13 protein-coding genes and 1 riboswitch are annotated in these 13,665 nt (G+C 44.8%); of the genes, 11 read left to right on the top strand and 2 right to left on the bottom strand.

Annotated elements, in window-relative coordinates:
• The first annotated feature begins 8 nt into the window (after positions 1-8).
• Genes DESDE_RS13845 through DESDE_RS13835 form a run of 3 tightly spaced genes read left to right on the top strand, consistent with a single transcriptional unit; the run spans position 9 to position 3,011 of the window.
• Complete coding sequence (locus DESDE_RS13845; RefSeq protein ID WP_014794640.1) at positions 9-800, top strand: glycosyltransferase; 792 nt, start codon at positions 9-11, stop codon at positions 798-800.
• The gene (locus DESDE_RS13840) at positions 770-2,188 is read left to right on the top strand and encodes an ArnT family glycosyltransferase (protein WP_014794639.1); all 1,419 of its coding nucleotides are present in this window, start codon (positions 770-772) and stop codon (positions 2,186-2,188) included. Before DESDE_RS13845 ends, DESDE_RS13840 begins: the two co-directional genes overlap by 31 nt.
• A gap of 55 nt (positions 2,189-2,243) precedes the next feature.
• Positions 2,244-3,011: a pseudouridine synthase gene (locus tag DESDE_RS13835; RefSeq protein WP_014794638.1), complete on the top strand. Its 768-nt coding sequence runs from the start codon at positions 2,244-2,246 to the stop codon at positions 3,009-3,011.
• Here the strand turns inward: DESDE_RS13835 and DESDE_RS13830 are convergent, their stop codons facing one another.
• Complete coding sequence (locus DESDE_RS13830; RefSeq protein ID WP_014794637.1) at positions 3,012-3,524, bottom strand: hypothetical protein; 513 nt, start codon at positions 3,522-3,524, stop codon at positions 3,012-3,014.
• A gap of 165 nt (positions 3,525-3,689) precedes the next feature.
• Here DESDE_RS13830 and DESDE_RS13825 point away from each other — a divergent pair, with 165 nt between their 5' ends.
• The 6 genes from DESDE_RS13825 (at position 3,690) to DESDE_RS13800 (ending at position 10,992) form a co-directional block, all read left to right on the top strand.
• Positions 3,690-4,151, top strand: a complete 462-nt coding sequence (locus DESDE_RS13825) for a hypothetical protein (RefSeq protein WP_014794636.1) — start codon at positions 3,690-3,692, stop codon at positions 4,149-4,151.
• A 143-nt stretch (positions 4,152-4,294) separates the two neighbouring features.
• Positions 4,295-5,953, top strand: a complete 1,659-nt coding sequence (locus DESDE_RS13820; protein WP_014794635.1) for an L-lactate permease — start codon at positions 4,295-4,297, stop codon at positions 5,951-5,953.
• A gap of 406 nt (positions 5,954-6,359) precedes the next feature.
• The gene (locus DESDE_RS13815) at positions 6,360-8,027 is read left to right on the top strand and encodes an L-lactate permease (RefSeq protein ID WP_014794633.1); all 1,668 of its coding nucleotides are present in this window, start codon (positions 6,360-6,362) and stop codon (positions 8,025-8,027) included.
• Between the two features lie 123 nt (positions 8,028-8,150).
• On the top strand, positions 8,151-8,870 hold the full coding sequence (locus DESDE_RS13810; RefSeq protein ID WP_014794632.1) for a FadR/GntR family transcriptional regulator: 720 nt from the start codon (positions 8,151-8,153) through the stop codon (positions 8,868-8,870).
• Between the two features lie 186 nt (positions 8,871-9,056).
• The gene (locus DESDE_RS13805) at positions 9,057-9,794 is read left to right on the top strand and encodes a FadR/GntR family transcriptional regulator (protein ID WP_014794631.1); all 738 of its coding nucleotides are present in this window, start codon (positions 9,057-9,059) and stop codon (positions 9,792-9,794) included.
• A gap of 157 nt (positions 9,795-9,951) precedes the next feature.
• Positions 9,952-10,992 carry a 4Fe-4S dicluster domain-containing protein gene (locus DESDE_RS13800; RefSeq protein WP_014794630.1) on the top strand — a complete coding sequence of 347 codons (1,041 nt, stop codon included), beginning with the start codon at positions 9,952-9,954 and terminating at the stop codon, positions 10,990-10,992.
• A 98-nt stretch (positions 10,993-11,090) separates the two neighbouring features.
• Here DESDE_RS13800 and DESDE_RS13795 read toward each other — a convergent pair whose 3' ends face one another.
• Positions 11,091-11,399 carry a hypothetical protein gene (locus DESDE_RS13795; RefSeq protein ID WP_014794629.1) on the bottom strand — a complete coding sequence of 103 codons (309 nt, stop codon included), beginning with the start codon at positions 11,397-11,399 and terminating at the stop codon, positions 11,091-11,093.
• A gap of 125 nt (positions 11,400-11,524) precedes the next feature.
• Here DESDE_RS13795 and DESDE_RS13790 point away from each other — a divergent pair, with 125 nt between their 5' ends.
• Together DESDE_RS13790 and DESDE_RS13785 are read left to right on the top strand one after the other, a co-directional pair.
• The gene (locus DESDE_RS13790) at positions 11,525-12,784 is read left to right on the top strand and encodes a BaiN/RdsA family NAD(P)/FAD-dependent oxidoreductase (protein ID WP_014794628.1); all 1,260 of its coding nucleotides are present in this window, start codon (positions 11,525-11,527) and stop codon (positions 12,782-12,784) included.
• A 76-nt stretch (positions 12,785-12,860) separates the two neighbouring features.
• Positions 12,861-13,430, top strand: coding sequence for a hypothetical protein (locus tag DESDE_RS13785; RefSeq protein ID WP_014794627.1), 570 nt, complete (start codon positions 12,861-12,863; stop codon positions 13,428-13,430).
• A gap of 83 nt (positions 13,431-13,513) precedes the next feature.
• Positions 13,514-13,608, top strand: a riboswitch (cyclic di-GMP riboswitch).
• The last annotated feature ends 57 nt before the right edge of the window (positions 13,609-13,665 follow it).

The following is a 13,665-nucleotide window of genomic DNA, read 5'->3' as shown; positions in this document are numbered from 1 at the left end:
GCCTTAGTATGCTTTTTGTTGTGTTGCCCGCTTACAATGAAGAGGCAGGTCTTGAACTGCTGCTTGATGATATCCGAAAGGCATGTCAAGGGATTCCGACTCAGATCATTGTCGTCAATGACGCCAGCACGGATCATACCCTGGATATCGCCCAAAATTATGCACAGAGCTTTCCGGAAGTTCAGGTCCTTTCTCATCCTCAGAACAAAGGATTGGGCGGCAGTTTGATGACAGGGTTCAAACACGCCTTTGCTCAGCGTAGAATCCTAAGGAAACAATGCAGTGAATGGGTAGGTTATGATGATATTATTCTGACGATGGATGCTGATAATACACACCCGGCGGATCGGATTCCTTTTATGGTAGAACAAATTGATCAAGGGGCGGATCTGGTCGTAGCCTCACGGTATGCTCCTGGTGGCAAACAATACGGGCTGAATCCACTGCGGCAGGTTCTCTCCTGGGGAGCAGGTCAAGTCATGACCCTGTTCTTTCCAGTACCGGGACTGAAGGATTATTCATGTGGGTACCGGGCTTATCGTGCTTCTGTCTTAGAGAGCACGTACATGATCTATGGAGAAAGGCTTATTGAAAGCCGCAGTTTCGCCGGAATGGTCGAGCTTTTAGTGAAGGTGGCGGGTTATTGTAGAGAGATACGGGAGATTCCCTTCGACCTGCATTATGAGAAGAAACAAGGAAAAAGTAAAATGAAAATTATGGCCACCATAATGGGCTATTTTGCTTTAATCCTTCGCTTGAAGAAGGAAAGATGGGGTTGGGTGGAATGGGTAGGAGAATAAATGGCATCTTCGTCCTTATTTTGGTTCTGGGAGCAGTGCTTCGCCTCAAAGGAGTCACGAATCCTTATCTGGATGATCAGAGCTGGCGGCAGGCAGACACAGCAAGCATGGCTTTAAATATGCTGGGACATCTGGGGGATTTTCCCGATGTCTTTTTTCCTATGCTTAATTATGATGGAGCAGGACCTCAGCCCGTGGAGCTGGAGTTTCCATTCTTACCCTATCTTCTGGCCTGGACTTGGGCCCTGTTGGGCTGGCAGGATCTATGGGGGAGATTGTGGGGGATTTGCTTTTCCCTGCTTACCCTTGGGGGAATCTATAAATTCGGCAAGTTGGCTTTATCGGAGAGAGCAGGGTTATGGGCTGCGGCTTTTTATGCCTTCATTCCCTTAACCACGTACTATGGCAGGGTGGTTATGCCGGAGCCTGTGGCCCAAGCTTTCAGTATCTGGGCTTTAGTCGCCATTTTCTCCTGGAGAAGAAACCCGACCTGGATTCGTCTGTTAGGGGCTTCAATCCTGATGTCAGGGGCTATTTTAGCTAAGCTTCCCCAATTGATGATTTTTCCGGTGGCCCTGATGCTTGGTTTTTATCCCTTTCAGAGAAGACTGGGAAAAATATTGGTCTATAGCTTTTTATCCTTACTTCTTCCTATGCTATACTATAGCTGGGTTCACCTCGGGGCAGGGGAGGCTAGTCAATTTGTTTCGGGGATCCTGTCCCACCAGGTTATGGAAGGCCCAACGAGCTATGCTGAAAAACTTTATAAAAATTTAAAATATGGATTGGGTTTGCCGATTCTCTTAGCCTTGATGGGGATAGCTCTCATGGTTCGGAAGAAAGTTCTCGGAAATGAAGTGCATCTTGGCTTGATTTTATGGTCTGGGATCAGTGGGGTTTATTTGGTAGTAGTCTGCCTTAAGATTCCCCTGGATTATTATCTGATTCCATTAGCCCTGCCTATGGTTCTGTTAACTGGTTATACATTAGATACCTGGGGCGGAGACAGTGAAGGGAATGGGATTCCTGCTTTTGTGGTGGGAGCATTGCTTGTTGGATTGCTTTGGGTTAATCAAATTTTATATTATGAATCAAAATACCAATGGGACGAGAGACTTCTTACCCAGGCCCAGTGGATTCGTCAACATACAGAAGAAAACAGTGTTTTGATTTTAAGCGGTTCCCAACCTATGACCTTATATTATTCCCAACGCTATGGCTATCGCTTAATCCGTGATGATCTACGAGCCTGGCTTGATTTGCAGGAGCTGCCCGGAGATTATTTGGTTGCTCTTCCCGACTCGCGGGGGGAAGATTTTTGGAAACGGATAGAAAGTGCTTACACCCAGGTTGGTCCCGGTGTGTACCAGATAAAGGACCAACAATAGCTTGGGTTGGGGTAAGGTAGAATGAGAATTTATAAGTATCTAGGAGCGATCAGATTTGAAAAGAAAGAATGAACAGAGTGTTCCAAGGCAAGAAGAGCGTTTGCAAAAGGTCTTAGCCCGGGCAGGGGTCGCCTCCCGTCGGCATGCTGAAGAAATCATTTTGCAGGGGAGAGTTCAGGTCAATGAGGAGGTCGTCCAAGCCTTGGGTACTAAGGTTGTGCCCACAGACCGGATTGTTGTGGACGGCTTACCACTTCAATTGCCCCAAAAAGAATATGCCTATTATCTATTGCACAAACCCACCGGGTATATCACCAGTGTTATCGACCCTCAAGGAAGAAAAACCGTTATGGACCTCATGAAAACAATTCCTCAGAGAGTATACCCTGTAGGTCGCTTGGATTATGATACCTCCGGACTGCTCCTTCTCACCAATGATGGGGATTTAGCTCACCGCTTAATGCATCCTTCTTATGGAGTGGAAAAGACCTACCGGGTAGAAGTGGGGGAGAAGATACCTGAACAAGTCTTAAAGCGTTTAGAAAAAGGAGTCATTCTGGAAGATGGAAAAACGGCCCCAGCCCGTGTAAAAGAAGTTTCACAAAAGGGCCGGGGCTCTGTGCCTACCTATGAGATTACGATTCATGAGGGACGGAATCGTCAAGTGCGAAGAATGTTTAAAACTATAGGTTTCCCTTTAATTACATTAAAACGGATTCGCTTTGGTTCCCTTCAATTAGATCATAATCTGGCACCAGGGGCCTTCCGCGCCTTGTCCCAAACGGAAATCCGACAATTGCGTCAGACAGTAAAGCTTACCTAGCTAGTGAGGCATATGCAAGGCATGATCAAGTGACTTATTCCATTTCTCAATGTCCCGTCCGCCGAACTTTTGGAGGGCGTTGGCTACAGAATTGACCTTTTCCTGTCCCGTAGTAATAAGGACAAGAAAATGTCCTGTTCTTACCTCGTATTCATAGTGACGGGCACGTTCGGGACTGAGGCCATAGCTTAACAAAGCTTCCGTTAACCCTTGCCCTTGAGGGCGATGGAGCAGGTCATTGGCTAGGGGGCCGGCCACCACACATTCCCCAAGATTGGGAATATCCATAGGTGGGGCTTGAACTAACCAAGCGTTAAAGCGGTCAAAATTAATTTCCGGCGGTACAAAGGCAAGCTCGTTAGCGATCTCTTCTTTAAAATCGCCTTGATGAAGATAGCCGGCCCGAACAATGACAGAAATATAGCTATTGGCTAAGGATTCTCCTTGGATTTCTTCCACAGCTTCTTTGGTTTGCTGCGGCCCCTTAAATACGGCAAGAATAGTTCTGGTCATTTTTATCCCCCTTCATGATTTTTGTTAGTATATCCATAAACAGCATGCTTCACACAAAGAGGAGAAGGAGAATTGGAAACCTTGCCGAATTAAGTGATAAACTTAGAGTGTAAGGATCTCTTTATAATCATTATAGAAGGACTAAGCGTGGCAGGGAGATGGAGAATGAAGATTCGTATTGGAAATGAAGTGCTTACAGAACATATTCGGGCTAGAATCCGCTTGGATTTTCGTGGGGAAGGAAAGGGCGGACGCTTTATATTCGGGGGGAGAAGCAACGAGGAAGCGGCAGAACAGGCTCGTGAGCAGGAAGTCGCTTTACTACGAAATGTGCCCTTGCAGGGACTATTCCTGGAAGACATTGATGTAAGCCTTGATGTGTATAGCGTCAATGAATCCGATGGTCGACGCAAACGGGAGGTTGCTTACGCTCCTATCATCCTGACCCTAAGATTGGAGAACCTGGATGATTTACTTCCTTTCATCGTGAAACCGGAATTTCGCAAAATTGAATTCCTGAGTCCGGAGAATTTGCAGATTCACCGGCTGGATGTGGAGCGGCTTTTCTTTCGGGTAAGCCAACATATCCAAGAAGAAATTAAAAAAGCAGAATTGCGCTTTCAATAAGTTACAACCCAGTTCATGAGCTGGGTTTATTTTTTTACCCATTTAGGGGGTATGTATGATATTTTCTCAAAAATTGCTAATAATAACCCGTGAGCATGACTCTTTCAACAAGTAATCTCAAAAAAGAAAGGTGGAATTTATTCATGCCTTGGACTCAAAACTATTCCGCATTAGGGGGAAGTATAGCACTTACTGCTTTAGTTGTTTCAATTCCTATCTTTTTCCTCCTATGGGCACTGGCCATTAAACGTATGAAAGGACATATTGCGGGTATATCGACTCTGCTCATTACCCTTGTCATAGTTGTCCTTGTCTACAAGATGCCTATCTCAATTGCTCTTTCGGCAAGCTTATATGGAATTCTTTATGGGTTATGGCCGATTTCCTGGATCGTGGTTACCGCTGTGTTCTTATATAATCTAACCGTTGAGGCCGGCCAATTCGATGTTATTAAAGGCTCCATTTCCGCAATTTCGGATGACCGGCGGATTCAAGCCTTGTTGGTGGCGTTCTGCTTTGGAGCTTTCTTAGAAGGAGCCGCCGGGTTCGGTGCCCCTGTGGCTATCACAGCCTCGATTCTGATCGGCTTAGGCTTTAATCCACTCTATGCGGCAGGGATTTGCTTAATTGCCAATACGGCACCCGTAGCCTTTGGTGCCATTGGAGCACCGATTATCGCAGCGGGTGCAGTCACCGGGATGGGGGACTTTGTCATTTCCCAGGCTATAGGACGTCAGCTTCCTTTCCTATCGGTGATCATCCCTATCTATCTAATTGTGCTCATGTCCGGTTGGAAAGGAGCCAAGGAGGTTCTTCCGGCAGCTCTTGTGGCAGGGATATCCTTCGCCATTGCCCAGTGGTGGTCTTCTAACCATCTGGGCGCCTATCTCCCGGATATTATCTCTTCTTTGTTTTCCTTGATTGCCCTGACCTTGTTCTTGCGTGTATGGAAACCTAAAAATAACTGGCGCTTTCCTCATGAAGAAGGTAAAGAAAAAAACGTGGTTACGCAAAGATTTACCGCAGGGCAAATTATTAAAGCCTGGTCGCCTTTTGCCATACTCACTGTCTTGGTCGGGATTTGGGGAACCCCTGGGTTCAAGAACTGGGCTACCAATGCAGGGCTTTATATCAATATACAGCATTGGCCGGGATTGGATGGGCTGGTCTATAAGGCGGCTCCCATTGTAGCCAAGCCGACCGTCTATGCGGCAGCTTATAAATGGGATTGGTTTTCTGCCGCTGGGACAGCCATTTTAATTTCCGCCATCATCTCCATGTTTATTCTCGGGGTTAGCCCGGGAAGAGCTTGGAAAGTCTTTGTCAAGACAATTAAGCAATTAATCTTTGCGATTATAAACATTGCCGCTGTTCTAGGGTTCGCATACTTAGCCAACTATTCAGGGCTGTCCTATACCCTGGGTCTGCTCTTTGCTTCGACAGGTTCTTTGTTCCCCTTCTTGTCTCCTGTATTAGGATGGCTGGCAGTGTTCCTTACCGGATCGGATACCTCTGCCAATGCTTTGTTTGGTAAATTGCAGCAGGTTACTGCCGAACAGATTGGGGTCAATCCGGTCTTAACCGTGGCGGCCAACAGCTCCGGCGGGGTTGTGGGCAAGATGATTTCTCCCCAATCCATTGCGGTAGCGGCGGCAGCCACATCCCTGGTGGGGAGGGAGTCGGAGCTTTTGCGGTTTACCCTGAAGCATTCCATAGTCCTTTTGCTGGTTATTTGTATCATGATTACCCTGCAGGCTTACGTGGTTCCGGGAATGATTCCCGTAATTTCAGCAGGACCATAAAGGAAAGTTCAGGTGGAGTTTTGACCCCATCTCTCAGAGGATAAAGCTTAAACAAGTTCTTAAAAATGTTATATATAATTAAACCAAGAGTATCTAGAGGGAAGGGGAGCATCTCCTTCCTTTTAGTTTGGGGAATTTTATATTGAATTCAAAATTAAAATTCTATTCGACATAATAAGTGAATTTATTCTTTTACTTGCTTTTCTATTGCAAATGATGTGAATTTAACATACAATTACGACTGGAGGTCAGACCAAAGTTACATAAAATACTTGGTCCGACCATTATAATTGGCTTTGTTGGCCTGACCATACTATGATAGGAGGAATTAAACAGAACATTATAAAAAATAAGAATATTTAAATCAAATTAAAAAAGACACATAATTTGAAAGGTGGATTAACTCATGCCATGGACACAGGATTACGCAGCACTTGGCGGTAGCCTTGGCTTAACTGCACTTGCTGTTTCAATTCCAATTGTATTTTTATTTTGGGCTTTAGCGGTAAAAGGAATGAAAGGGTATGTCGCAGGACTGATTACCCTTGCTATAACCATCGTGGACGTCATTATTGTTTATAAAATGCCGGTTACTCTGGCGCTTTCAGCGACTGCCTACGGTATGATTTATGGAATCTGGCCAATTGCCTGGATTGTTGTTACTGCAGTGTTCTTATATAATTTGACTGTAGTTTCGGGTCAATTTGAAGTTATTAAGAGTTCTATTGCCTCCATTTCCGATGACCGTCGTATTCAAGCTCTTATTGTAGCGTTCTGTTTTGGAGCGTTCTTAGAAGGTGCTGCAGGTTTCGGTGCACCCGTTGCTATTACCGGTGCTATTCTAATTGGTCTTGGCTTTGATCCTATTAAGGCGGCCGGACTTTGCTTGATTGCCAACACGGCTCCTGTTGCTTTCGGTGCTATCGGGGCCCCCATTATCACAGCGGGTGCTGTAACCGGTATGGGTGACTTTGTTATCTCCCAAGCGGTAGGTCGCCAGCTTCCTTTCCTCTCCGTCGTTATTCCTTTTTATCTCATTGTATTAATGGCTGGTTGGAAAGCCGCAAAAGAAATATGGCCAGTGATTCTTGTTACAGGTGCTTCCTTTGCAATAGCTCAATGGTGGTCTGCTAACTACTTGGGTGCATATCTTCCAGATATTATTTCTTCCTTATTCTCCTTGATTGCTACCACACTCTTCTTAAAAGTTTGGAAGCCAAAAACTACATGGCGTTTCCCTCATGAAAGAAACACCAAAGAACCAGAATACAAGAAGTATTCCGGTGGCCAAATCTTTAAAGCATGGTCTCCATTCCTTATCCTCACGGCTATGGTTACTATCTGGGGTACACCAGCGTTCAAAACATTTATCACCAAAGAATTAGGCCTTATTCTCCAATTCAAATGGCCTGGTCTTGATGGATTAATTTACAAAGCAGCTCCTATCGTTGCTAAACCTACTGTCTATGATGCAATCTTCAAATGGGACTTCTTATCTGCTGGTGGTACAGCAATTCTTATCTCTGCGATAATAAGTATGTTCGTTCTCGGAATCAAACCTTCTGTTGCAGGAAAAGTATTCATCGACACTTTGAAACAGCTCAAATTTCCTGTAATTAACATCTCTGCAGTACTTGGATTTGCTTATCTGGCAAACTATTCCGGTCTTTCCTATACATTAGGATTGGTTTGTGCATCCACTGGCCTGCTCTTCCCTGTTCTTTCCCCAGTATTAGGTTGGTTAGGTGTATTCCTCACCGGTTCCGATACATCGGCTAACGCTCTCTTTGCTAAATTACAACAAGTTACTGCTGAGCAACTTAATCTGAACCCAGTGCTCACCGTTGCAGCGAACAGCTCCGGTGGTGTAGTAGGTAAAATGATTTCTCCTCAATCCATTGCTGTTGCGGCTGCGGCTACGTCTCTAGTTGGTCGTGAGTCCGAGCTCTTCAAATTCACAGTGAAACACTCGCTGATTATGTTGGCAGCAGTCATTGTTATTATTGTTCTGCAAGCCTATGTGGTGCCTGGCATGATCCCTGTTATTGCTGATGCCGCCGCATTACTTCATTAAAATTGAATTGTATATATAGTGGACAACTTATTTCAAATAAGTTATATTAAAATTATTACGAATCAGTAATGGGAAGTAGTTAACTACTTCCCATTACTTTCTATATAGATAGAGGAGGGTATCATGGATTTAAAACCAATCAAAACGAAGAAAATATACGAAGAAATCATCGAGCAGATAAGGGTTTTGGTGGTTAAAGGGGATCTAAAACCGGGGGATCGTTTGCCATCTGAGCGGGATTTGGCAGTTCGCCTTAATGTCAGTCGTGCTTCTGTTCGAGAAGCCCTTAGTGCACTGGAAATGATGGGGCTTTTGGAGATTCGCAGTGGAGAAGGAACCTATATTAAGAAAATCAATTTAGATTCTATTGTGACACCTTTAACATGGGTTTTGAGTATGGAGAAAGATACTATTCTGGAATTACTGGAAGTTCGAAAAATGTTGGAGGGCCAAACCGTGGCTTTAGCTGCCAAAAGAGCAGCTTCTGACGATCTGAGTGAGTTGGAAGAGGCCCTGAAAGCTATGTATGACGATGTACAAACCGGTCAATTGGGGGAAGAAGCGGATCTGCGTTTTCATTACGCCATAGCCAGAGCCAGCAAAAATAAAATCCTGCTCCGACTTATGAATGCTATATCAGATACCATGCATCAATCCTTAAAAGCCAGTCGGGTGCGCCTTTATGAAGAGCATGCTACACCTGAAATCTTATATAAGGAACATGTTCTCATCGTAGATGCTATTCGGATAAAGAATGATGAACAAGCTCGTCATTATATGCTGGAGCATTTGGCGGGGGTTGAAGAACGGCTCTTGAGCTATTACTCCAGTAATAATGTCTAGGATGGTATGACCAAGTTGTAATGCTGATCCCTTATCTTTTGGGTGGTCAGTTTTTATTTTATTTAAATTATAGGTTCAGAATTGAGTAATTTATTTTAATTGACAGAAATATTGCTAGTCAATGCAGAGTTGTTCGTGATAAACTTAAGTGAGAATTGAGGGCTATCCTTAAGGAGAGAGTTAACATTGGAGCTTAAACCGATTAAGACACGTAAAATTTATGAAGAAATCGTGGAGCAAATTCGTGAACTGGTGGCTCGTGGAGAGCTTAAACCCGGCGATCGATTGCCTTCAGAGCGAGATCTGGTGGAGCGATTAAAGGTGAGTCGCGCTTCGATTCGGGAAGCCCTAAGTGCATTAGAATTGATGGGCTTGCTTGAAGTGCGTAGCGGTGAGGGAACTTTCGTCCGCAAATTGCGTTCCGAATCGGTGGTTGCGCCTTTAGCATGGATGCTCACCATGGAGAAGGGGACAGTGCTCGAATTGCTGGAGATTCGTAAGATTCTTGAGGTTCAAGCTGTAGGGATGGCTGCTGAGCGTGCCGAGGGAGAGGATTTAAGAGAATTATCCGCGGCATTAGAGCGGTTACAAGACGATTTAAACAGTCCAACCTCCGATGGCTCCTCGGACCATCGATTTCATTATGCTATTACACGTGCAACAAAGAATAAGATTATGATCCGGCTTATGGACACCATATCGGATCTTATGAAATACAGTCTTAAGACGAGTCGTTCGAAGCTGTATGAAGGAAAATATACACCTGCTCTTCTTTTTCAAGAGCATAAAAAGATTTATGAAGCTATTATGGCAAAGGATATACAAGGAGCAAAGGACTTTATGCTCGCCCACCTTACTGGGGTCGAGGAAGAAATCTTAAAAGGCTTTGATGAAGAAAATAATGCAGCAAAATCTATAAATTGATATGCTTTAGATAAGATATGAAAATATTGGGACAGAGCGTAAAAGGGCTCTGTCCTTTCTTTTCTCTGTTAAAACGTTTATACTAAGCTTGATGAAAATTTTTTTAGGGCTTTTGCAGGATAAAATAGATCAAGCGTTGTTCTAAGAGGTGAAGTAGATGCTAAACACATGTCAAATGATCTATCATCATAAGAATTGTTTAAATACAAAAAAACCCTATGCTAAGCCTTGTCGGTTATGTATAGAGGGTTGCCCTCATCAGGCTATTTCGGAATATCGCGAAATTGATGCCAAAAAGTGTACCGAATGTGGGGTGTGTATGGCCGTTTGTCCTAGCGATGGCTTTGTGGATCGTTCGACAGACCTCCTGCATACTTACATTGAGGAAGGTGAGGAGATTACTCTCAATTGTCCTCAGGCAGCACCTTTAGGATTTGAGATCCCCTGTTTGGGGATAATTGATGGTGATCTGTGGCTTACCCTAATGCACGCCGCGAAGGAGAAGAAGGTTATCATCCATACGGGGAAATGTGCAGAGTGCCCTGATAAAAGAGCCTGTGCTTTAAGTGTGAAGAGCTTCAAAGCCATCCATGAGGATTGGCCGGATCATCCCCCGATAGTCATCCAAGTAAGTCCTGACCAACCAGAAGAAGCTGAAACACCAGGAATTGGTCAAAAAAGCAGAGCTGCCCTACCCAAAAAGCCGGCGGAAAAAAGAGGGTGGAAGCAGAAAGGTTGGGAGAAGCTCGAAAGCATATTACCTGGGTTGACAGCTGATGAAGCCTACCCAATCCCCCGTACGCGCCAATTATTAGTAAGGCGGATGGAAGGAAGTCCCCAGGACAAGATCCCAATCCCTGCTTTGCAGGTGGGAAATAAATGTACTAACTGCGGGGTTTGTGCAGCCATCTGCCCCCAAACAGCACTTGCCAAGAGAGAAAATGGAGAGGAACTAACCCTTATTTATGAACCTTATAAATGCGTCCGCTGTCAGCGCTGTGTCAATATTTGCAACCCGAAGGCCCTGGAATTTGTGCAAAAGCAACTGTCTCATCGTCACTACACGGGTAAAATTCTTCTCCATAAAGGAAGTCCTAAGCATTGTACCCGTTGTGGTAAGCAAGTATTCGATAATTCTGAACCCCCGATGTGTGTCGCTTGCGCTTCTTCCTCAAGTGATAGCATCTTTAATTCTTAGATTCCTAAAATAAATAGAAAACACGGCTAAGCCGTGTTTTCTCTGCCTATCAGTGATTTCGTTTTCGGTAGGGCAACAGTGGGAAGACTCTTTCGTGATTAATGATTGTGATGATTACAGCCACAGCCACAGCTATGGCCGTGCACATGAAGAGCGGGGGAAGCGCCATCTTGTCCGGTGGACTTTTTCTTCGCAGGTTCCCTTAAGAGTTGATTCGTTAAATGCCGAGTATGAGAAAGTGGCTGTTGCTGAACTTCCAAAGCCAGCTCGATGGTTTGGCGCAGGGTTTCATTAGGTACCCCTAAGGCTTTGGCATCCGTAACGGCTGAACGAAGGTTGGCCAGGGCATTCGTAGCTGCGGCAGCAGATATTTGTATTAATAAAGTTGTTTTTTGATCCAATTCCATAGTGACTCCTCCCGTAGTTGAATTTAAACCTAATATAGCATAAGAATGCGATAATCACAAAAACTTTAAGCAAATTTATGTTTGTACAGTCAAAGAGGATATTGAGATTCAAGGAAGGATTAAAGATGAAAGAAGAACGTGTTATTGTGGTCGGAGCAGGAGCAGCCGGACTTATGGCTGCGGGGCAAGCTGCCTTAAAGGGGGCTGAAGTTCTGCTCATCGAAAAGAAAGAACGCCCTGGACGGAAAATCGCCATTTCGGGTAAAGGACGTTGCAACCTAACCAATGCCGAGAATGTGGGAGATTTTATCCGGAATTACCCAGGCAATGGGCGTTTTCTCCATGGGATCTTAAGAGAATTTGATAATGTAAGACTTCGCGACTTCTTCTCCCATTATGGTGTTGAGACCAAAATAGAACGGGGAGGGCGAGTATTCCCTATCTCTGATGATGCCGAGCAAATCGTTGAGGCCTTGCTCAAGTATAATATGGATGCGGGAGTGGAGTTGGCTACCGGACAAACGGTGGAAGAGATACTTCTTCGTGAAGAGAAGGTCTGGGGTGTGCGTTTAGGCAATGGAAAAATCCTTGAAGGAAAGTCGGTGATCATCTGTACGGGGGGCGGTTCTTATCCAGCTACAGGCTCCACAGGAGATGGCTACAAGATGGCTCATAAGCTAGGCCATAAGGTTATCCCCCCGCGGCCATCTCTTGTTCCGTTGAGAACTCACGAAGACTGGGTGACTCAGGTTCAAGGGCTTTCCCTAAGGAATGTGGAAGCCGCTTTGTGGTATAGCGGGAAAAAGCAGCAAACAGAATTTGGAGAGATGCTTTTTACTCACTTCGGTGTCTCCGGCCCGATTATTCTTACTTTGAGCCGCTGGGCGGGAGAAGTATTGGCCCGCGGAGAAAAGGTTCACCTGACTATCAACCTCAAACCTGCCTTGACGGCAGAACAATTGGATCAGAGGGTACAAAGAGATTTTAAGAAATACTTAAATAAGCAATTCAAGAACTCACTGGATGAGATCCTCCCTAAAAGCTTGATTCCCATAATCATCCAATTGTCTAAAATCCCCCCTGAGAGAGTGGTCAATAGTATCAATAGGGAAGAAAGAAAATACCTGGTGCATTTGTTGCAAGAGCTCCCTTTATCCATCAAAGAGACCTTACCTCTAGCTGCAGCCATCGTGACGGCTGGAGGAGTGGATGTCAAAGAAATCGATCCGAAGACCATGGCTTCCAAAAAGGTCAAGGGTCTGTATTGGGCCGGAGAAGTAGTGGATGTGGATGGAGTGACAGGAGGCTATAATCTGCAAGCAGCTTTTGCCATGGGATACCGGGCTGGCCGAGGAGCGGGAGAATACGCTTTAATAAATGACTAGAATCTGCACGCTCTAAAAATAATAATCATGTCTTAGTTCTACACAGGACGCATAAACTGGTGATGAGGTGAAGTTTATGCGTCCTTTGCAATTTTTTAGTAAGAATAAGAAGCGAAATGGATTTATTCCTCGTTCCGGGAGAACCACAGCCCGTGCCAATAAACGTCGGCATAATTATTCGTCAGGTCTGCTTAAATTCGAGAAGGCTATTATTCGGGCGGTCGTTCTCTCAGCTGTCTTCTTGGTTTTAGCTCAGATGGCTTTAGGGTTAGCTAAAGATCCTGTGGATTATTATATTTCCGTGGCACAGAACGTAGAAGCGCCTTCCTTGGACAGTACGCCGGTATCAAGTACGGTCACACCGAATTTAATTCAGGAAGCGACTTCTCAAACATCCCTGATAACCCTCAAAGCTGTTCCCGCCGCACCGGTCCGCGTGATCCAAAATGGAAAAGTTCTCGGAACCTTAGCACGAGGGGAATTGGAGATCCCTGTTCAAGGAGGAATACTTCAGTTGGATGGAACCAATGTATCCGCCATTGTGCGCATACAGGTGATCAGGAAAGATTCCGCCCTGACAGAGCCTCGGCTTAATCAGACGGTTATTATCGAGCATAATGTCCAAACTTTAAGAGTCAGCCGCTAGGACATGGGATAAAAGATGTTGCTCGGTTATTGCCTGAGGCAGTTTATCTATGCTATACTAAATTATTAAAAATTAAATATTTCTAATGGTTGGGGCAAACTTTGTTAAAGCAAAGGACGCTAAAGCTATGGGTCTAAGGTCGTTGCGCAAGATCGACTAAGATCGCCAAGCTACAAGTGCTTAGAACTTCTTAGGGGAGAGTAGTTCCTTTTTGGACTACTCTCTTTTTGTATGC

The sequence above is a fragment of the Desulfitobacterium dehalogenans ATCC 51507 genome (assembly GCF_000243155.2).
Classification (GTDB): Bacteria; Bacillota; Desulfitobacteriia; order Desulfitobacteriales; family Desulfitobacteriaceae; genus Desulfitobacterium; species Desulfitobacterium dehalogenans.
This window is presented reverse-complemented; position numbering and strand designations above follow the sequence as displayed.